The 20162-nt window shown below is 67.1% G+C and carries 13 protein-coding genes; 5 read left to right on the top strand and 8 right to left on the bottom strand.

Features of this window, described 5'->3' with window-relative positions; all coding sequences use genetic code 11:
• The first annotated feature begins 219 nt into the window (after positions 1–219).
• A complete protein-coding gene (locus BMX85_RS27125; protein WP_090326424.1) occupies positions 220–1044 on the top strand; it encodes a response regulator transcription factor in 825 nt (274 codons plus the stop codon).
• Between the two features lie 36 nt (positions 1045–1080).
• Here the strand turns inward: BMX85_RS27125 and BMX85_RS27120 are convergent, their stop codons facing one another.
• From BMX85_RS27120 to BMX85_RS27105, 4 genes are all read right to left on the bottom strand, one after another.
• Positions 1081–2628: a methyl-accepting chemotaxis protein gene (locus BMX85_RS27120; protein WP_090327049.1), complete on the bottom strand. Its 1548-nt coding sequence runs from the start codon at positions 2626–2628 to the stop codon at positions 1081–1083.
• 78 nt (positions 2629–2706) lie between these two features.
• Positions 2707–3297 (bottom strand): nicotinamide riboside transporter PnuC, encoded by a 591-nt coding sequence (gene pnuC / locus BMX85_RS27115; RefSeq protein ID WP_090327045.1) that lies wholly within the window; start codon positions 3295–3297, stop codon positions 2707–2709.
• A gap of 83 nt (positions 3298–3380) precedes the next feature.
• Positions 3381–4589: a M48 family metallopeptidase gene (locus BMX85_RS27110; RefSeq protein ID WP_090326420.1), complete on the bottom strand. Its 1209-nt coding sequence runs from the start codon at positions 4587–4589 to the stop codon at positions 3381–3383.
• A gap of 68 nt (positions 4590–4657) precedes the next feature.
• A complete protein-coding gene (locus BMX85_RS27105) occupies positions 4658–6694 on the bottom strand; it encodes a hybrid sensor histidine kinase/response regulator (RefSeq protein WP_090326417.1) in 2037 nt (678 codons plus the stop codon).
• 259 nt (positions 6695–6953) lie between these two features.
• Between BMX85_RS27105 and BMX85_RS27100 the strand changes: the two genes are divergently transcribed.
• Positions 6954–9953, top strand: coding sequence for a TonB-dependent receptor (locus tag BMX85_RS27100; protein WP_090326412.1), 3000 nt, complete (start codon positions 6954–6956; stop codon positions 9951–9953).
• A 163-nt stretch (positions 9954–10116) separates the two neighbouring features.
• On the opposite strand, the gene BMX85_RS27095 is transcribed toward BMX85_RS27100, so the two are convergent.
• A complete protein-coding gene (locus tag BMX85_RS27095; protein ID WP_090326408.1) occupies positions 10117–11223 on the bottom strand; it encodes a catalase family protein in 1107 nt (368 codons plus the stop codon).
• 202 nt (positions 11224–11425) lie between these two features.
• Between BMX85_RS27095 and BMX85_RS27090 the strand changes: the two genes are divergently transcribed.
• The 3 genes from BMX85_RS27090 to BMX85_RS27080 all read left to right on the top strand — a co-directional run bounded on the left by BMX85_RS27090 (position 11426) and on the right by BMX85_RS27080 (position 14967).
• On the top strand, positions 11426–12790 hold the full coding sequence (locus BMX85_RS27090; RefSeq protein WP_143068080.1) for a S41 family peptidase: 1365 nt from the start codon (positions 11426–11428) through the stop codon (positions 12788–12790).
• Positions 12791–12996: 206 nt separating this feature from the next.
• Positions 12997–14025 (top strand): alcohol dehydrogenase AdhP, encoded by a 1029-nt coding sequence (gene adhP / locus BMX85_RS27085; RefSeq protein ID WP_090326398.1) that lies wholly within the window; start codon positions 12997–12999, stop codon positions 14023–14025.
• A 207-nt stretch (positions 14026–14232) separates the two neighbouring features.
• On the top strand, positions 14233–14967 hold the full coding sequence (locus tag BMX85_RS27080) for a substrate-binding periplasmic protein (protein WP_090326394.1): 735 nt from the start codon (positions 14233–14235) through the stop codon (positions 14965–14967).
• Positions 14968–14988: 21 nt separating this feature from the next.
• Here the strand turns inward: BMX85_RS27080 and BMX85_RS27075 are convergent, their stop codons facing one another.
• The 3 genes from BMX85_RS27075 to BMX85_RS27065 all read right to left on the bottom strand — a co-directional run bounded on the left by BMX85_RS27075 (position 14989) and on the right by BMX85_RS27065 (position 20155).
• Positions 14989–16191: a zinc-binding metallopeptidase family protein gene (locus BMX85_RS27075; RefSeq protein WP_090326390.1), complete on the bottom strand. Its 1203-nt coding sequence runs from the start codon at positions 16189–16191 to the stop codon at positions 14989–14991.
• Between the two features lie 275 nt (positions 16192–16466).
• Positions 16467–17438 carry a transglutaminase family protein gene (locus tag BMX85_RS27070; protein ID WP_090326386.1) on the bottom strand — a complete coding sequence of 324 codons (972 nt, stop codon included), beginning with the start codon at positions 17436–17438 and terminating at the stop codon, positions 16467–16469.
• The gene (locus BMX85_RS27065) at positions 17435–20155 is read right to left on the bottom strand and encodes a circularly permuted type 2 ATP-grasp protein (protein ID WP_090326382.1); all 2721 of its coding nucleotides are present in this window, start codon (positions 20153–20155) and stop codon (positions 17435–17437) included. The genes BMX85_RS27070 and BMX85_RS27065 overlap by 4 nt, the downstream gene beginning before the upstream one ends.
• Positions 20156–20162: the final 7 nt, after the last annotated feature.

Here is a 20162-nt window from a genome sequence, read left to right as displayed (position 1 = left end):
ACCCCCATAATTAACAATTGAATGACGGTGTCGAGGGGCGTTATTCAGGACAATTGCCATCGCTCAACACTTGGGCCAATTATTGATGATCTAAAAAAACCGCGCTTTTGCTGCAAGTGACTACGGTTTTGGGAGCGTAGAAAACTATTAAAAATTTTTAAAAGATAGGCATAATACGCAACAGGGCGTGAAGATTTTATCAACCAAGCAAGGTGAACCATGCCGACGGCCAGCGACAGCACACAGCGCAAGATCCTCATCGTGGACGACTCCGCGTTCGAGCAGCGCGTGCTGGTCGACTTGCTCAGCGAACTGCCCTACAAGGTGTCGGTGGCCTTCAACGGGCTGCAGGGCTACCAGCTGGCGCTGGCCAATCTGCCGGACCTGATCCTGCTCGACGTGCGCATGCCCAATATGGACGGCTACACGGCGTGCAGGTTGCTCAAAGCCAACCCTGTGACGCAGGACATCCCGGTCATCTTCCTCAGCGGCGCCGACGCCGACGAGGAGCGCATCATGGGGCTGTCGATCGGCGGCGTCGACTATGTTTCCAAACCGTTTTCGCCGGGCGAGCTGGCGGCCCGCATCCAGGTGCACCTGAACCTGGCGCGCCGCGTCAGCGACCGCGGCCTGCACGCCTCCAACGACCCCGAGGCCGCCGCGGCGGCCGCCTCGGGCGGTCCCGACAGCGATCCGGACGCGGTCATCGTGGCCGCCGTCAAGCGCCTGATCGACGACAACCTGGCCACCTTGCCGGGGCTGGCCGAGATCGCCCGCAGCGTCGGCACCTACCGTGAAAAACTGTCGCAGATCTTCCGCGAGCAAACCGGCATGACGGTGTTCGCCTTCATCCGCGAGGCCCGCATCCGGCGCGGCGAGGAGTTGCTGCGCGACACCGACATGGACGTGCAGGACATCGCGCTGCTGATCGGATTTAACAATGCTGGCAATTTCGCCACGGCCTTCCGCGAGCGCATCGGCATCACGCCGAGCGCCTTCCGCAGCTCCAACCACCACCACCAAAGAAAAACGCCGCAGGCCTGACGGCGCGCGGCGTGCGGCGGCGGCGTGGCGGCCGGTTTAGCGCAGCCGGAACACGCTGACGACGGCCGCCAGGTTGGCGGCCTGCTCCTGCAGCGACCCGGCGGCCGCCGCCGCCTGTTCCACCAGCGCGGCATTTTGCTGTGTCACCTCGTCCATCTGCGTGATCGCGCGGTTGACTTCCTCGATGCCGGTGCTCTGCTCGTGGCTGGCGGCCGAAATCTCGGCCACCACGTCGCTGACGCGGCGCACGCTCGACACCACCTCGCTCATCGTGGTGCCGGCGCGCTGCACCAGCGCCGTGCCGCTGTCGACCTGGGTCACCGAATCGTCGATCAGCTGCTTGATCTCCTTGGCCGCCGCCGCGCTGCGCTGGGCCAGGTTGCGCACCTCGGACGCCACCACCGCGAAGCCGCGCCCCTGCTCGCCGGCGCGCGCCGCTTCGACGGCGGCGTTGAGCGCCAGGATGTTGGTCTGGAAGGCGATGCCGTCGATCACGCTGATGATGTCGACGATCTTGCGCGAGGCGGCGCTGATCGCCTCCATCGTCGCGATCACCTCGCCCACCACCTGGCCGCCGTCGGTGGCGGTGCCGGACGCCGATTGCGCCAGCTGGTTGGCCTGGCGGGCGTTGTCGGCGTTCTGCTTGACGGTCGAGGTCAACTCCTCCATCGCCGAGGCGGTCTCCTCCAGCGAGCTGGCCTGCTCCTCGGTGCGGCTCGACAGGTCGAGGTTGCCGCTGGCGATCTCGGCCGACGCGGTGGCGATGGTGTCGGTGCCGCCGCGCACCTCGCCCACCACCCGCAGCAGGCTGTCGTTCATCGCCTTGAGCGAGAGCATCAGCTGCCCGGTCTCGTCCTTGCTGGTGCTGACGATGTGGCCGGTCAGGTCGCCCTCGGCCACGCGGCGGGCGATCACCACCGCCTCCTGCAGCGGCGCGGCGACGGCGCGCGACACCGTTGTCGCCAGCAGCAGGCTGATGACGATCAGCGCGCCCAGCGTCCCCAGGATCAGCTTGCGGGCCAGCGCGAACGTCTCGGCGGCCGAGGTGTCGGCCGCCGTGCTGCCGTCGTCGTTGATCTTGACCAGCGCGTCCAGCTGCTCGTTGACCTGGCGGAACACCTTGTTCGAGGCGCCACGGAACAGCACCCGCGCCTCGTCCTTCTGGCCGGCGCGCGACAGCGCCGTCAGCTTCTTGCTTTCGGCCTGGTAGGCCTCCATGGTTTTCTGCAACTCGGCATAGATGCGTTTTTCCTCCGGCTCCGACACCAGCGCCGCGTACGAGGCCTGCTGCTTGGCCAGGGTTTCGAGGCGGGTCGCCATCGATTTCTCGGTGGCCGCCATGTCGGCCTCCTCGGACAACAGGATGTGGGTCGATTCGGAGATGCGGTAGCGCGACATCGAGGTCTGCATCTGGCCCAGGTAGCGCACCGCCGGCATCCAGTTGGTGGCGATGTCGGTGGAGGCCTGGTTCACCTTGACCAGCTGGGTGATCGAGAACAGGCCCAGGAAGCAGGTCAGCGCAATGACCACCGCGAACGCCAGAATTAACTTCTTGCCTATCTTGAGGTCGTAGAACCATTGCATTTTGCGCTCCATATTTTTTCCACTTGGAAATGAATGATAGAGCGTGCCCAAGACAAAGTCGATTTTTGTCGGTGTTTTCTACGCGTTTAGTTGCGCCGTTGCCTCTAGGCCACGCATTTGGCGGCGCCAGAACAGCCATGACGCCAGCGCGTTGAGCCAGTAGGCCGCGTACAGCGCGGCCGTCAGGTACAGGCCGCGGCTGGCGTACAGCGGAATCGAGACGGTGTTGACCAGCAGCCAGAACGGCCAGGTCTGCAAGCGCCGCCCCATCAGCAGCAATTGCGCGATGATGCTGAACATCAGCACGGCCGAGTCGATGAACGGCGCGTAGGCGTCGGTCCACGCCTGCAGCATCACGCCGTAGGCGGCGGTGGCCGCCAGGCCGGCCAGCGCCATCGAGCCCACCAGCAGCGGCCGCGCCTTCGAAATCGGCAGCGCCCCGCCGCCGTTGCCGCCGCCACCGGCCCAGCGGCGCCAGCCGATCAGGCAGGTGACGATGAAGAAAATTTGCAGCGCGACGTCGGCATACAGCCTGGAGCTATAAAACAGCACCGCGAACATCGAACAGCCGATCACGCCCAGCCACCACGAATGCACATTGTTGCGGCCGGCGAGCACGATGGACAGCGCCATGACGGCATTGGCGGCGACTTCCAGCGATGTGGTCAAAACGGCGTCCTTCATGGGGTGGCGCCGGGGGCGGCGCGGGGGTGGCGCCGGGATCGGCGCGGGGACGGCGGCGGGCCGGCCGGCTACTCGCGGCAATCGGCCGGCAACAGCCGGGCCGGGATGGCGTCGCTGCCGCAGCGCCAGGCCACGCGCTTATTCTCGTCCAGGCTCGGCGTGAACGCAATAGCCTTGCCGCGATAATTGAGGTCGGCCGGGAACACGTGCACCGCGCCGTTGGCGGCGTCGACCGTGATGTTTTGCACCACGTGGTTCGGATCGGCCATCGCGTAGCCGGCCTGCTCCAGGGTGGCCGGAGCGCTGCCGTGGGCGTAGAAATAGCGCTCCACCGCCGCCGTCGCGTCGTGGCCGACGCCGACCACCTGCGCCATGCGCGCGCGCGCGCTGTAGTCGTGGTAGGCGGGCACCGCCACCGCCGCCAGCGCGCCGATCAGCGCCAGCACCGCCAGCAGCGAACCGGCGCCGCCGACGCCCAGGCGCGGCACGAACAGCGCCATCACATAGGCCAGGCCGTGGCGGCCGGGCTGCTCGACCTCGTTGCCGCCGGCCAGTGCGCGCATCACCGCCATGCGCTTGACCAGCCACGGATAGTCGCCCACCAGTTCATGGAACGACATCCAGAAGCCGGACGACTGGCGCGCCTGCGCGGCGTAACCGGCGGTGCTGAGCTGGCGCCAGCGCCTGGCGCCGGCCGCCAGCGCCGCCAGGCCCGCCTGTGCGCTGTCGAGGTCGTCGCAGGCGTGGAAGCCGTGGCGGTCGCACGTGTATTCGCGCGCGCGGGCGTAGGCCGCGCCCAGCAGCGGCACGAACGACGCCGGCGCCAGCAGCGCCGACCAGCGCAGGTGCTGGCGTTTGAGGTGGCCGAGCTCGTGGCCGATGTAGAAGTTGATCGCGTCCGGGCGCTCCTCCAGCGCGTCGACGATGTCCGAATACAGCACGATGAAGTCGTTGCCGAGAAAGCGCGTGGCGAAGGCGTTGAAGCTGCCGCCCATTTGCAGCAGATAGGCCTCCGGCGGCTTGTCGATGGCGAGGCGCCGGCAGCAGGCGTCGATGCGCTCGCGCAGGTCGGGGAACTGCTCCGCGGTGATGCGCACGCCGGTGCCCCTGAGCCACGACACCAGCGCCGATTGCGCGAAGCAGTAGGTGACGAAGAACAGCAGCAGATACACCAGCGCCATGCCCATGGTCGTCGCCAGCAGGCCGGCCCAGACCGCCAGCGAGACGGCCAGCATGATGCCGAACAGCGCCTTTTCGTTCTTGTACACCAATTCCATATGGCTCCCGGCCTGATAAAGTTTCCCGGGAGCTATTCTAGCGGCTTATTTAAGAAAAATACAACTATTTATGATAACGTTGTCTGCAGGTCAGCGATATTGATCGGCTTGACCAGGTGGGCCGCGAAACCGGCCTCGCGGCTGCGGTGCTTGTCGTTCTCCTGGCCGTAGCCGGACAGCGCGATCAGTTTCAGGGTGTCGCCGCGCGGCAGGCGGCGCAGGTGGGCGGCCAGCTCGAAGCCGTCCATGCCGGGCAGGCCGATGTCGAGGATGGCCACCTGCGGCATCGCGTCGCCGGCCGCGGCGATGGCATGGGCCGGGTCGTAGGCCACGGTGGCGCTGTAGCCGAGCGCGCCGAGCAGGTCGGCCAGCGAATCGGCGGCGTCCTGGTTGTCGTCGACCACCAGCACGCGGGTGCCGCCGCCCCGGGCCGGCGCGGCGCCGCCGGCGGAGGCGCTCTCCGCCGTATCGGCGGACGCGGCGTCGTCCACCACCGAATCGGGCAGGGTCAGCGTGAAGGTGCTGCCGCGCCCTTCCCCGGCGCTGTAAGCGGCCACCTCGCCGCCGTGCATCTGCACCAGGTTGCGCACCAGCGCCAGGCCGATGCCCAGCCCGCCCTTGGCGCGGTCGACCAGGCGGTTGCCCTGCACGAACAGGTCGAAGATGTGCGGCAGCAGCGTCGGCGAAATGCCCGAACCGTCGTCGGTGACCTGGATCGTCAGCGCGCGCTCCCGGACCCGGGTGGCCAGGGTCACGTGGCCGCCGGCCGGCGTGTAGCGCGCCGCATTGCTCAGCAGGTTGGACACCACCTGCGCCAGCCGCGCCGGGTCGCCGTGCCAGCGCACCGGCGCCACGTCGACCAGCAGCCGGTGCTGCTTGTGCTCGAGCAGCGGACTGGCCATTTCGATCGCCTTGTTGAGCACATCGGCCAGCGGCACCGTCTCCTTGCGCAGCTCGACCTTGCCGCTGGCGATGCGCGAGACGTCGAGCAAGTCGTCCACCAGCCGCACCAGATGGTCGACCTGGCGCTGGATCACCTCCTGCTCGTGGATGGTCTCGCTGTGCGCGCCGCCGCGCAGCTTCATCAGCTTGAGCGCGGTGACGATGGGCGCCAGCGGGTTGCGCAGCTCGTGGCCCAGCATGGCCAGGAATTCATCCTTGGTGCGCGACGACGCATTCAGGTCGGCGTTGAGGCGCTCGCTCTCGGCCATCGCCTGCGCCAGCGCGCGGTCGCTGTCGAGGCGGCTCAGGGTGGCGCACACGGTGGCGGTGTACTGCTCCAGGAAGCGGCGGAACGGCGCGTCCATCGGCAACCGCTGCGAGACGCGGAACGCCAGCGCCAGCTCGTCGCACAGATGCAGTTCGGCGCCGCTGACAACCACCACCGCCGGGTCGGCGCCGGCCCGACGGCCGATCGCGGCGCCGTCGGCGGCATCCGCGCCCGGCGCCCGCAGCAGTTCCACCGACAGCAGGTCGCCCGGATCGTCGCCGGCGCTCAGGGCGATGCCGGCGCGCACGTCGTCTTCGCTGCGGCAGGCCAGCAGGCGGCGCGCCAGCAGGTCGAGCGCGTGGCGGCGGCGCTCGGCCAACACCTGCGGCGTGGTCTCGGTGCACACCACCAGCACGCCGGCGATGCCGTCGTCCTCGCCGAACACGGGGGTGTAGGTGTAGCTCCAGTAAACATCCTCGATGCGGCCGTTGCGCCAGATCGGCACCAGGTTGTCGGCGTACCAGCGCGATTCGCCGCCGTTGCGCACCGCCTCGATCTGCGGGCCGATGATGGGCCAGATCTCGGCCCAGCATTCGCGCCCGCCCTGCCCGAGCGCGGCCGGATGCTTGCCGTCGCCGAAGCACGGCACGTAGGCGTCGTTGTAGACCTGCGTCAGCCCGTCGCCCCACCACAGGAACATCGGATGCGCCGAGTGCATGACGATGCCGACGCTGGTGCGCAGCGCGACGGGCCAGTCGTCGATGGCGCCGAGCACCGTTTCTTGCCACGGGAAATCGCGCACCATGTCGCGCATGGGCGTGCCGCCGCCGATGAAGCGGGCGCGTGCGCCGACGGCGGCGGGAAACGATAGCGTGGTAACGGAGAGGGCCGCCATGATGACTCTTTATGCCGAAAGCCAAAGTGTATCAAGAGTAGTGTACGGCGGCGCACAATAGACGCAGCCGCCGGCCGGCGCCATCGGCGCTGCGCATTGTAGTTAGCAAGCAACGCCGGCGTCCCCAAAATCCCCCAATAAATCAACTCACTGATCGTTTCCGCGACGCCGATTTTTCGCGCGTTGAAGTCGCATATGATCGATTTTCCCGCGCAGGGAGAGACATCCACACAGCAACAAAAAATACAAAAGGATACGCATGAAGAACCGGAACGCAAGTCCGCTCAAACCGTCCGTGCTCGCCGTCAGCGGCGTGCTGGCCGCGATGGCCGCGATGGCCACCTCCTCGCACGCGCAAACCGCGCCCGCCGACGCCGCGCCGGCGGCCGCGCAGTCGGCGGATTCAGTGGTGGTGGTCACCGGCTTCCGCGCCAGCCTGAACAGCGCGCTGAACACCAAGCGCGCCAGCGACGGCATCATCGACGTCATCAAGGCCGAGGACATCGCCAAGTTCCCCGACGCCAACCTGGCCGAATCGCTGCAACGGGTGCCGGGCGTGTCGCTCACGCGCGGCGACGGCGGCGAGGGCAAGCAGATCACCGTGCGCGGCCTCAACGCCGGCTTTACGCGGGTGCGCATCAACGGCATCGAAGGCGTGACGGCCACCGGCGCCTCCGACATCAACGGCAGCACCAACCGCGGACGCGGCTTCGATTTCTCCGTCTTCGCCTCCGAACTGTTCAACAGCCTCGAGGTGCGCAAGACGTCCGAGGCCAGCGTCGAGGAAGGCTCGCTCGGCGCCACCGTCGACCTGCGCACCGCGCGCCCGTTCGACTTCAAGGGCCGCACCTTCAGCCTGGGGGCGCAGGAGATGCACAATTCGCTGTCGAAGAAATACAGCCCGCGCGTGACGGCGCTGCTGTCGGAGCGCTGGAAGACGCCGTACGGGCAATTCGGCGCGCTGATCTCGGCCGCCTATTCGAAGCGCACGGTGCAGGAGGAGGGTTACGAGGCGGTCGAGCTGCTCAGCGCCAGCAACGACGGCGGCTTTTGCGCGCCGGCCGGCTACGCGCCGCAAAATCCCGCCAACAACGCCGTCAAGGGCATCGACGCCGCCAACTGCGGCTTCGGCGTGCCGCGCACGTCCAACCCGGCCGCCTACAACGACGTCATGTCGCGCACCGACAACTACGGCGGCACCGTCGCCAACCCGCTGCCCGGCTCGGGCGCGTTCGCGCCGCGCATTCCACGCTACCGCCGCTCGATGACGCAGTACGAGCGCTCCGGCGTGACCGGCTCGCTGCAATGGCGCCCGAGCAGCGGCACCGAGCTCAATCTCGATCTGCTGGGCGGCAAGTTCAACAACAAGCGCTACGACAATTACATCTCCGCCATCTCGTTCGGCCGCAGCCTCGGGCAATCGAACGGCAAGCCGCAAACGTCGATCCTGGAGAGCCACTTCAACGACGCCGGCAGCTGGGACTACGGCAAGTTCAACGCGGTCGACATCCGCAGCGAGGGGCTGCTCGACGTCTACTCGACCCTGTTCCGCCAGCACGTGTTGTCGGGCCGCCACGATGTCACCGACCGCCTGAAGATCGACTTCCTGACCGGCCAGTCGCGCTCGGACCTGGACGAACCGCAGCGCACGACGGTGCAGTTCGACTCGCCGAACGCCAACGGCTACGCCTTCGACTTCCGCAACAACCGCAACGTGCCGACGATGAACTTCGGCATCGACGTCACCAATCCGAACAGCTTCAGCTTCGCGCCGCAGGAGGCGGACGGCACCTTCCACGGCCAGTTCGTCGGCCGCTACCTGCACACCCGTAACACGCTCAAGACCAACCAGGTCAACGCCAGCTACGAGCTCAACGACAACCTGACGCTGCGCACCGGCTTTTCCAAGCGCGACAACACGTGGACCAACGTCGAGATCGGTTCCGGCGGCAACGGCCTGACCCTGCCGGCCGGCGTCGGCATGGGCGACATCACGCGCCAGATCGGCGGCTTCGGCAAGGGCCTGGGCGGCGGCGGCGTGCCGAGCTCGTGGGCCGCCGTCGACCTCGACAAGTTCCTCAAGGTCTACAACATCGAGTGCCACTGCGCCGAGGTGCCGGGGTCGAGCTACAACTATCTGAACCAGGCCAACCGGGGCGTCGACGAATCGATCAAGGCGCTGTTCCTGGCGGCCGACTTCAAGTACGACCTGTTCTCGATTCCGCTGCGCGGCAATGTCGGCGTGCGCCACGCGCGCACCGACGTCGACAGCTTCGCCATGCTCAACGCCAACGGCGTGCTGGAGCCGGCGCGCTTTAAAAACAACTACCGCGACACCCTGCCCGCGCTCAACGTCTCGGCCACCCTGCCGCACGACGTGATGCTGCGCTTCTCGGCCGGCAAGACGCTGGCGCGCCCGGAGTACACCGACCTGGCGCCGTCGACCACGCTCAGCACGCAGGTGCAGACGGTCACCATCGGCAACCCCAACCTGGCGCCGATCCGCGCCAAGACCTACGACGTGCAGGCCGAGTGGTATTACGCCAAGAACGCGATGGTGTCGGTGGGCGCCTTCCACAAGGACATCGGCACCTTCATCCAGGGCGTATCGGAGCGCGCGGTGTTCTCGTCGCTGGGCTTGCCGGAATCGATCCTGCTGGGCGGCGGTTGCAGCATCACCGGCGGCACGCCGGCCTGCGCCACCCTGCCCAACACCACGGTGGTGGTCAACCGCCAGGTCAACACGCCGGGCGGTCCACTGACGGGGTACGAGTTCAACCTGCAGGCGCCGTTCAGCTTCCTGCCGGGGATCTGGGCCAATTTCGGCCTGCTGGCCAACTATACGCATGTCGATTCAAAGATCACCTACATCACGCGGGTCGACAATCCGAACACCGCCGCCAACGAGCTGTTGACGCGGCGCGCCAACTTCACCGGGCTGTCGCCGAAGGCGCACAACCTGACGTTGTTCTACGAGGACAAAACCTTCAGCGCCAGGGTGTCGGCTGCGCACCGGTCGTCGTACCTGCTCAACGTGCTGGGCGACGTGCAGGGCCACGACTTCACCGTGGTCGATGGTTCGACCAACATCGACTTCAGCATGTCGTACAACATCACGCCGCAGCTGCGCGTCAGCCTGGAGGGGCAGAACCTGAACGACACGCCGCTGCGCTACGGGCGCGACAGCCAGCGCAACGACACGCTGCTGTACGTGCATTCGGGCCGCACGTTCGTGGTGGGGTTGAATTACAAGTATTGACGTCATGGATGCGCCGTCGGCGGCGCATGGATGGCGGATTACCCACGCTCTTCCGCCATGTGTCTCCTGGGATACACACGTCGAATGACCTCGGCAACACGTAGGGCGGATCAGGCGGCACGCCGTAATCCGCCATCGCCGAGCCGCCAGCGGCATCAACCGGTCAATGCTCCCGCCAATGATCCAGATTGGCCGGTTCGGCGATCGGCGTGCCGTTGCGCTCGGCGCGGAAGCGCGCCGACGCCGCGTACACGGCGCGCCGCACGCGCATGATCGACCCGAGCGGACGGTGGGCGGCGATGCAATGCCACGGACTGAATTGCATGCCGTCGTCCACCAGCACCGACAGCCCATGCGTCCAGCCCGCCTGCGGAGCGGCGCTGATGCGCGCCACCGCCACCCACGGGCTGGTCCACTCGACCGTGGGATCCTCGATCGGCATCGTCGCCAGATCGTTGCACAGCTGCACGCGCAACTCCCATTCGGCCGCGTGTCCGGTCATGAAATCGACCACCGCGCCGCGCAGGCCGTTGGGCTTGTTGTCGAGGTCGACCGGCTGGTCCTTCAGCGCGAGCAGTTCGGGCGAGACCGGCACCAGCGACAGCTTGGCCATGTAACGGCCGAACAGCACCGGCACCTGCGTGAAAAAGGTCTCGCCGAGGATGTGGGTTTCCGGATGGCCGCCCAGCCCCTTGAGCGCGGCGCTCTCGCCGCCGACCGCCTCGATCGCCTTCTCCGCGCCCTGCAGCGCCGCCGAAAACGCCTTCTTCAACGCCGGCGCCTTGTCGGTGGTGGCGGCCAGCAGCCTGGCGCTGTTCAGGAATTGCTTGGCCGTCGGCGACTGGAACACCGGACCGTTGACCATGATGAAGTCCTGCGTGGTGTCGCCGCCGCCGTCCGCCAGCCGTTCGCCGGGCACGCCGATGATCTTGATCGCCACGCCGCGCGGCGTCGACACCTTGTCGTCGAGCAGGTCGCCGGGCGTGGTCGACAGCCGCATCACCACCGGATACTCGCCGGCGGTGGCGAACAGGCCTTGCGCGTAGTCGGGCGGGATGCGGTCCAGCACCCGCAACTGGCCGCGCAACAAGCCATGGCTCTTGGCGTGCACGCCACGCGGCGCGTGGCCGCTATCCTTATGGACGGTCTCGGCGACGCTGTGCATGGCCTCCTGCAGGCCGGCGATGGTCTTGGCCTCGTCCTCTTCCTCGATTTCGTAGGAAGGGTCGTAAGGCAACGGTTGGTTCAGATGGCGGGTGGGGAAATCCATTATGTATCCTGCGGGCTAGTTGGCTGACTGGACGATGATGCCGCCCTCGCGCGCCGGTGTCTGTGGCGTGCCACACCTAAAAACCTGCCAAGGCGGCAATAATGCATTCCATTCCGTTAAACCGGCAGTTCGTCGCCCGCCGCTGGCCGACGCCACCGGCAAGCACTACAGTTACCCCATGATTTTTCACCGATGGACAACGATGACGCCCTCCCCCCGCTTCGGCCGACCGGCCTGGCTCGCCCTGATCGCCGCCGCCGCGCTGCTGGCCGCGCACCGCGCCGGCGCGCAAACGGCGCCCGTCTTCACGCCTGAACAACTGCGCGCGGACTTGCGCTACGTCCGGGACACCATCGCCGGCACCCACCCCGATCCAGGATTCTCGGCCGACGCCGAGCAGTTACAGCAAGCGTACCGGCGCATCGACGCCCAGCTCGACCAACCGATGACGCGCGACCAGGCCTGGCGGCTGATGGCCACGCTCAACCCCGTGTTCGCGGACGCCCACATGCTCGTCACGCAGCCCGACGCCGGCGGCCAAAGCGAGGCATTGGTCGCCGGCGGCGGCGGATTCTTCCCCTACGAGGTGGTGGTGGACGCGCAGGGCGGCTTGACCATCCGCGCCGAACTGGGCGGGGCGGCCTCGCCGCTGGCCGGCGCGCGCATCGAGCGGATCAACGGCGTGCCCGCGCGGCGCCTGGTCGCCGGGCTGCTGGAACGCTGCCATGGCGACACGCCCGCCTTCCGCGCCGACCTGCTGTCGACCCGCTGGCCCTTCCTGTACTGGAAGATGTATGGCGACGCGGCCAGTTTCGATGTGCTGACCGCCGACGGCCGGCAACTGCGCGCGCCAGCCGGTCGCCGGCTGCCAGCCTATCTGGACGGACGTGCGCAGTTCGACCGGCAGTTCCGTTTCGAGCTGCTGCCCGGCGACGCCGCCCTGATGACGGTCAACACGTTTTACTGGCCCGACAAGAAGCAGTTCACCGACTTCACCGCGCGCGCCTTCACCCAGCTGCGCGACGCCAAGGTCAAGACGCTGCTGATCGACGTGCGCGCCAACGGCGGCGGCAACGACGACATGTGGATGGACGGCATCTTGCGCTACATCGCCGACAAGCCGTATCGCTGGGCGTCGACATACAAGAAAAAGGTAATCAAGGGCCGCGAGAGCGCCACCGAGAAACTGGGCGACGTCATCGACGGCACGATAGACAAATGGCTGCCGCCGCAGCCGGACGAACCGCTGCGCTTCGGCGGCGCGACCTATGTGCTGGTCGGGCGCAACACTTATTCGTCGGCCATCCTGTTCAGCAACGTGGTGCAGGACTTCGGCTTCGCCAAGCTGGCCGGCGCGCCCGGGTCGGCGCGCGTGCGCCAAAGCGGCGGCACGCAGAACTTCGTGCTGCCCGCCAGCGGCCTGGCGCTCAGCGTGCCGCGCCTGATCTTCGAGCGGCCGTCCGGCGCGGCCGGGCCGGCGCTGGTGCGGCCTGACCTGTTGCTGCCGGACAGCCCGTACGACAGCCGGCAGTTGATCGACGCGGTGCTGGACGCCGCGCGCCGCTGAAGCGGACCGCGCGGCCCCGGCGCGGAGACTAAACGAATCGCTGCGTGGCGCGTCATCAAGCGGATGGCCGGCATTCCGCCGCCGCCAGCCGAGGCGCGGTTCTGAAGTATTTTGATCTACATCATGGTTTTTACAGTGGGCGAAGGGGAGACTGGTCCGTGCCGGCGTCGACGCGTCGATCCATTTCCCCATTAAGGAGCAGCACCATGCAAAAAACCATGAAGGCGGCGGTCGTCCGCCAATTCGGCCAACCACTGGTGATTGAAGAAGTCGCCGTGCCCCAGGTCGGCCCCGGCCAGATCCTGGTCAAGGTGGCCGCCACCGGCGTCTGCCACACCGACCTGCACGCGGCGCAGGGCGACTGGCCGGTCAAGCCGAATCCGCCGTTCATCCCCGGCCACGAAGGCGTCGGCTACGTGGTCGCGGCCGGCGCCGGCGTGCGCCACGTCCGGGAGGGCGACCGCGTCGGCGTGCCGTGGCTGTACACGGCCTGCGGGCACTGCCCGCATTGCCTGGGCGGCTGGGAGACCTTGTGCGGCGAGCAGCAAAACACCGGCTACTCGGTCAACGGCAGCTTCGCCGAATACGTGCTGGCCGATCCCAACTACGTCGGCCACCTGCCGGCCAATGTCGGTTTCGTCGACATCTCGCCGGTGCTGTGCGCCGGCGTCACCGTCTACAAGGGCTTGAAGGTCACCGACACCAAACCGGGCGATTGGGTGACGATCTCCGGCATCGGCGGGCTGGGCCACATGGCGGTGCAGTACGCCACGGCGATGGGCTTGAACGTGGTGGCGGTCGACATCGACGACGGCAAACTGGCGCTGGCCAAGCGGCTGGGCGCGGCGGTGACGGTCAACGCGCTCACCACCGATCCGGCCGCCTTCATCCAGAAGGAACTGGGCGGCACGCAAGGGGTGCTGGTCACCGCCGTCTCGCCCAAGGCGTTCCAGCAGGCGCTGGGCATGGTGCGGCGCGGCGGCACCGTCTCGCTCAACGGCCTGCCGCCGGGCGACTTCCCGCTGTCGATCTTCGACACCGTCCTCAACGGCATCACGGTGCGCGGTTCGATCGTCGGCACCCGGCTCGACCTGCAGGAGTCGCTCGATTTCGCCGCCCTCGGCAAGGTGCGCGCGACCGTCCAGACCGACCGGCTGGAGAACATCAACAACGTGTTCGACCGCATGCGCCGGGGCGATATCGAGGGCCGCGTCGTGCTCGACTTCGAACACTGACGGCCATCGCCGCGCCGGCGCCGGCGCGCACCACTTGCATGATGCATGCCGAGCTTGCCGAAGGAAATCGCCTCCCGGCAATATAGTTTTGCGGCGACCGATAATCTGTGGGAGCATAGGCGACACGATCACCGCCGTCGCGGTGCAATTGGGGGCTGCTTGAAGCTGTCACGGCTGTTGAAATTCTGCGCAGGTTTATCGCTATGCATGCCGGCTTTTGCCGCCGAGCCGCACGCGCTGCGTTTCGCCACCGAGGAGTGGCCGCCGTTTTTCAGCAGTTCGCTGCCGGGCAATGGGCTGACCGGCACGCTGATCGGCGCGGTGGCCACACGCATGGGCCTTGCCACGCGCATCGACTATTTCCCATGGAAGCGCGCGATGGAAGTGGGTCTGCACGACGTCGGCTACGCCGGCGTGGTGGCGCTGATCCGCAATCCCGAGCGGGAGAAGATCTGCTATTTCTCCAGCGCCGTCGGCAGCCGGCAGACCGTGCTCGCCTATCTGAAGGACAAGCCGGTCACGCCGGCCGCGCTGACGGAGCTGCAAGCGGTGCGCATCGGCACCGTCGGTGGATACTCGTACGGCGAACCGTTCGACGCGCTCGCGCGCGGCGGGACGTTGACGATCGAAGCGGCCATCAGCGACGAGATCAACCTGCGCAAGCTGTTCGCGCGCCGCTTCGGCGCCATCGTCATCGAAAAACGCATGCTGCGCTACCTGCTGGCCGCCGAACGCTATACGCCGGCCGATCGCGCACGGGTCGGCATCGCCGACCACTTGTTCCCCACGCGCAGCGTGCACGTGTGCTTCCAGCACACGCGTCAGGGACTCGAGCAGCAGCAAGCGTTCGACCAGGCCGCCCGGGCCGTGGACTTGTCCAGAATCGAGCGCGACTACTGGCGCGGCCTCCGGGTCGCCAGCGGGGAGCCGACCACGCCGTGAGCCGGGCCGCCGGCGCCTGCGTTACGCGGCCGCCGGGGCCTGCGTCGGTGCCGGGGCCTGCGTCGATGCCGGCGCCTGCGTCGGTACCGGCGCCGCCGGGGCCGGCGCTTTCGTTTTTTCCACCTTGGCGGCCGCCTTGGCAACCGGCTTGGCCTTGTTCTTTTCCACCTGCGCCAGCACCACCTTGTGGATGAAGTGCAGCTTCTCCTGCACCGGCGTCGGCAGCTTGAACGGATACGAATCCGGCGTGCCGACGCTGCGGTTCAAGCTGTTGAGCACATAGGTCAGCGCGAACCAATCGGCGACGATTTCGTCGAAGGAATCGATCTTCAACGGCGGCGCGGTGATCACCATTTCCGGCTCCTCCTTCTTGCGCGGTTTGAGCGACAGGCCGCAGGCGTGCGCCGTCTCCAGCGTATCGATCATGTGCAGGTAGTGCGCCCAGGTCTCGGCCCAATCTTCCCACGGGTGCGAACTGGCGTAGGTGCTGATGAAGTGCTGTTCCCAGTCGACCGGCGCACCGTTCTCGTAGTGTTTTTTCAGGCTTTCGCTGTAATCCTGGCGTTCGTCGCCGAACAGTTCGCGGTAGCCGTCGATCCACTCGCTGTCGGCGATCAGGCGGTCGAAATAGTAATGGCCGCTCTCGTGGCGGAAATGGCCCAGCAAGGTGCGGTAGTGTTCATGCATCTGCTCGCGGGTGCGCTCGCGCTGGGCGGGGTCGGCCTCGGCGATGTTGAGCGTGATCAGCCCGTTGTCGTGGCCGGTCATGACCCGCTCGTCCTCCCCCGGGCCGTCCTCCAGGAACTGGAAGGCCAGGCCGGTTTCCTCGTCCGTCTCCTTGGAAACCGGCGTCAGGTGCAGCGAATACAGCGAATACAGCAGACGACGCTTGGCCGATTCCAGGCGCTGCCAAAACAGGTGGTTCTTATCGGTGCTGAGGGTCGGGATGACGACGGTCAGCTGGCACGACGCGCACAGCTCGTTGGGATCGTTGGCGTCCAGCATCCAATTGCAGACTTGATGGTTGACGTAGTTGCTGCATTGCTTATAGAGGCGGCCCGCATCGTTCTTGTTCAGGCTACGCCAAGTTCCCTCCTCGGCAGCCTCGAAGCTGCTGACGACGCGCTGGTTGGGTTGATAGCCGAGCATGCTGTCGCAATTGAAGCACAGCGTGTTTTCGAAGAAGACTTGTTGGGCACACTTGTCGCAGTGAAAGGTTTTCATTTTGTCTGGAGATGGGTTGGTGTGGTCGCCGGAGCGGGACGTTGGCCACCATCATAGCCACGCGGCGCGTCTAGTTCAGTTAGGCAGCGCGCATAGGGCCGGAAGCCGGCGTATTGACAACACCGCGGGGTCAAGTCTGTCATTCGGACACGGCCCCGGCTGTTGATCAGGCGTAACGGATGGGTTTGTGTCCGAATGCCAGACTTGACCCCGGCGTTGGCAGGCGTAACGGATGGGTTTGTGTCCGAATGACAGACTTGACCCCGCGTTGGCACTTATCCCAGTTCCAACGGCGTGACGGTGACGTTGACCTGCAATGCCTGCTCGCCGCCGCCGAGGACGATGCCGCGCATCGGCGTGACGTCGCTGAAGTCGCGCCCCCATCCGGTGACGATGTGCTCGTGCTGCACCAGGCAGCGGTTGGTCGGGTCGAAGTCGATCCAGCCCAGCGCCGGGTCGTACACCGATACCCAGGCGTGCGAGGCGTCGGCGCCGATCATGCGCGGCTGCCCCGCCGGCGGGTGCGTCAGCAAATAGCCGCTCATGTAGCGCGCCGGCAGACCCAAGCCGCGCAGGCCGCCGATCATCAGCTGCGCGAAGTCCTGGCACACGCCGCGCCTTCCACTGAGCACCTGCTCGAGCGGCGTCGAGATGTCGGTGGCGGTGCTGTCGAACTCGAAATCGTCGAAGATCCGCTGCGTCAGGTGTAGCGCGGCATCGAGCAGCGGCCGGCCGGCGCTGAAACTGGCGCGCGCGTAGTCCGCCAGCTCCGCGCTCAGGCTCACGTGCGGCGACGCGTACAGGTATTGGCACGCCTCCAGGGTGGCGTCGCTGCGGTCGGTCAGCATCAGGTCGCGCACCAGCTCCCACGGCGCGCTGCCGGCGATCTGCTCCAGGGTGCGGCGCGGGTACAGCGCCAGGGTGGATTCGACGTGCGCCAGCAGCGCGCTGTGCGGCGCGGTGATGCTGAAATGGCGCGTGAGGTTGCCGAAGTAATCGGCGCCGTCGGTGATGTCCTCCGCCGGCGGGTCGGTCACGATCCGGTGCGACTCGGTGCGCTGGTAGTCGAACGAGCGTGGCGTCATGTGCAGGTACTGCTGCGACAGCGACACCGCGCTTTGATAGCTGTAACGGGTCTGGTGCACCACCAGATAGCGCGCGCACGCGGTCGGCGTGCGCGGTGGCGGCGTGTCGCTGGCGGTGTTCGGCAGCGGGCTGGCGGTTTGCTGGGTTTGGGATTGCGTCATCGCGCATACCCCCGCGCGCACGGCGTTTCGAACTTGTTATGCACACTGCCCGTGTAGCTGAAGAACTGCAATCCGATTTGCTCGGCCATCACTTCGCTGGCGTTTTGCACGCGCGACAGCAGGTCGATCAGCCGTGGATTGGCGCCGTACAGGTCCGCCTCCGGCGACAACGACAGCAACTCGGCGTGCAAGGGGGCCAGATTGTGCTCGCCGCACGGGCCGTACACGGTGCCGATTTTGCGCAAGCCGGCGAGCACCCCGTGCAACTGGTGGCTGATCGAGCGCGGATTGCTGTCGTCGAGGATCAGCAGGTCGAGCACCGGCAGCCATTCGGGCTGGGCGCGGTAGCGCGCGCGGTAGGTGACGATGCTGTCGGACAGCTCCAGCACCCAGTCCAGGTTGCCCTCGGGGTCCATGCCCAGCGCCGCGCGCAGCACCATGCTCTGGAATTGCAGACGCTCCAGGCGCCGCCCCAGCGACAGGAAGCGCCAGCCCATGTCGCGCGTCATGCCATCCAGGCCGAAACCGGTCAGTGTCATCAGGGATGCGGCGGCGTCGTCGAGGATGGTCATGGCCTCCGATTGCGACGGCAGCGCGGCGCCGCCGGCGCGTTCGACCAGCCGGTTCAACGCGCGCCAATTATCGACCGACAGGCGTTCGCGCAACTGGCTGGCGGTGTTGTAGAGCTGTTGCTGTTGACGCGCCAAACCCGGCACGTCCGGCGAGACCACCGCCAGCAGCAGCGCCGCCTCGATCTGGGCGTCGTGCGCGATGCGGGCCGGCGCCGGCGGCTCGGGCTCTGGCTCCGGCGCCCCGCCCTGGCTTTGGCTTTGGCTTTGGCTCTGGCCTTGGGTTTGGCTTTGGCCCTGGCCTTGGCTTTGATCCTGGCTTTGGGTCTGGGTCTGCTGGTCCTGGCTCTGGGCCTGCTGATCCTGACTTTGGCTTTGCTGGCTCTGTCGCTGCGCCGGTTCCGGCTCAAGCATGGGGGTCAGCTGGAACCACGCGCACAATGCCTCCACCGTCGGCCATTCGGCGCCCGGATAGCCCGCGCGCACGTTGAACACGATGTTGAGCGCCACCCGCAGCAGACGCGCGATGTCGTCGCAGCGCTCCGTGTGGCGGCCCAGCCAGAACAGGTTCTCGGCCATGCGGCTCGACAGCTGCGTGTCGTCGCGCACCAGGTCTTGCGCCGTCATGCTGCGCGGGACGGGTTGCTGGTGGCGCGCCTGCGAACTGGCCTGCACCCACGTATCCTTGCTGCCGCCGCCGTGCTGCATGGTGATCACGCGCGCGTCCGGCCCCGTGGCCACGCGGGTCAACCCGCCCGGCATGACGACGTAGCCGTCCGGCGTGGCGCAGGCGAACACGCGCAGGCCGATCGAGTGCGCGCTCAGGCGCCCGCTCTCGGGCTGATACACGGGCCCCTGCGACAGCCGCACCAGCTCGTGCGCGACGTAGTTATTCGGGTTGGCGCGCATCTGCGCGATCAACGCGGCGCGCGCGGCGTCCTTCAGATCGCGCCCGTACACCGGCGCCTGGCGCAGCTGCGGGAAGGCCGGCATGATCACCAACTGGTCCAGCTTTTCGATCGCCTCCTCCAGCGCGGCCGCCTCGCCGCACCACCAGGTGGCCACCGACGGCATGCGCAGCGGCTGGCCTAACAGGCGCTCGCTGAGCGCCGGCAGGAAGCCGAGCAAGGCGCCCGATTCGAGCAGGTTCGATCCCAGGCTGTTGGTGACCAGGACGTTGCCACGGCGCGCCGCCTCGGTCAGGCCGGCCACGCCCAGCGCCGAGTCGGAGCGCAGCTCCAGCGGGTCGCAGAAATCATCGTCGACGCGGCGCATGATGACGTGCACCCGGCGCAGCCCGGACAGGGTCTTCATGAACACGATGCCGCCGCGAACCGTCAGGTCGCCCGCTTCCACCAGTGGCAGGCCGAGATAACGCGACAAATACGCTTGTTCGTAATAGGTTTCGTTATACGGGCCGGGCGTGAGCAGCACGATCAGCGGCGCCTCGCCGGCGCGCAGCGGATGGGCATCGCCGTTGGCGGCGCAGCGGCGGCCCCAGTGCGCCAGGCTGTCGCGCATGGTGCCGAAGAAGCCTTCGAGCGGGCGCACCTTCATGTCGCGCAGCAGCGCCGGGAAACTGCGCCCGATGATGGCGCGGTTCTCCAGCGCGTAGCCGGCGCCCGACGGCGATTGCGTGCGGTCGGCCGTGACCCACCAGCGACCATTGGGCGCGCGCGCCAGGTCGACCGCGTAGAAATGCAGGGCGATGTCGTCGGGGTGGCGCATGCCGTGGGCGGCGCGCAGGAAGCCGGCGTGGCCGTGGATCAGCGCCGGCGGCAGCAGGCCTTCCTTGAGCATGTTCTGCGGGCCGTAGACGTCGCCCAGCAGGCGATTCAGCAAGGTGGCGCGCTGGATCACGGCCGCCTCGATGCCCTCCCATTCCTGGCGCGGCAGGATCAGCGGCAGCAGGTTCAGGTCCCACGGCCGGTGCGTGCCCTTGGTGTCGCCGTAGACGGTGTAGGTGACGCCGTTCTGGCGCACCTCGCGCTGCACCGTTTCGAGGCGCTGACGCATCAATTCGGGCGATTCGGTGCGCAGGCCGTCCAACATGGCGCGCCAATGCGGACGCGGCTCTTTCGAGGCGTCCAGCATTTCGTCGAAACTATCCGGTGCGGCCAGATATTTGGATAGCAGTTGCTTAGGCATCGCGGTC

This window comes from Duganella sp. CF517, from assembly GCF_900110275.1.
Taxonomy (GTDB): Bacteria; Pseudomonadota; Gammaproteobacteria; order Burkholderiales; family Burkholderiaceae_D; genus Rugamonas.
This window is presented reverse-complemented; position numbering and strand designations above follow the sequence as displayed.

Excerpts from the sequence above, each read along its gene's own strand:
- BMX85_RS27125 (WP_090326424.1), top strand. The coding sequence starts at position 220 with ATGCCGACGGCCAGCGACAGCACACAGCGCAAGATCCTCATCGTGGAC.
- BMX85_RS27120 (WP_090327049.1), bottom strand. The coding sequence starts at position 2,628 with ATGCAATGGTTCTACGACCTCAAGATAGGCAAGAAGTTAATTCTGGCG.
- BMX85_RS27110 (WP_090326420.1), bottom strand. The coding sequence starts at position 4,589 with ATGGAATTGGTGTACAAGAACGAAAAGGCGCTGTTCGGCATCATGCTG.
- BMX85_RS27105 (WP_090326417.1), bottom strand. The coding sequence starts at position 6,694 with ATGGCGGCCCTCTCCGTTACCACGCTATCGTTTCCCGCCGCCGTCGGC.
- BMX85_RS27100 (WP_090326412.1), top strand. The coding sequence starts at position 6,954 with ATGAAGAACCGGAACGCAAGTCCGCTCAAACCGTCCGTGCTCGCCGTC.
- BMX85_RS27095 (WP_090326408.1), bottom strand. The coding sequence starts at position 11,223 with ATGGATTTCCCCACCCGCCATCTGAACCAACCGTTGCCTTACGACCCT.
- BMX85_RS27090 (WP_143068080.1), top strand. The coding sequence starts at position 11,426 with ATGACGCCCTCCCCCCGCTTCGGCCGACCGGCCTGGCTCGCCCTGATC.
- adhP (WP_090326398.1), top strand. The coding sequence starts at position 12,997 with ATGCAAAAAACCATGAAGGCGGCGGTCGTCCGCCAATTCGGCCAACCA.
- BMX85_RS27080 (WP_090326394.1), top strand. The coding sequence starts at position 14,233 with ATGCCGGCTTTTGCCGCCGAGCCGCACGCGCTGCGTTTCGCCACCGAG.
- BMX85_RS27075 (WP_090326390.1), bottom strand. The coding sequence starts at position 16,191 with ATGAAAACCTTTCACTGCGACAAGTGTGCCCAACAAGTCTTCTTCGAA.
- BMX85_RS27070 (WP_090326386.1), bottom strand. The coding sequence starts at position 17,438 with ATGACGCAATCCCAAACCCAGCAAACCGCCAGCCCGCTGCCGAACACC.
- BMX85_RS27065 (WP_090326382.1), bottom strand. The coding sequence starts at position 20,155 with ATGCCTAAGCAACTGCTATCCAAATATCTGGCCGCACCGGATAGTTTC.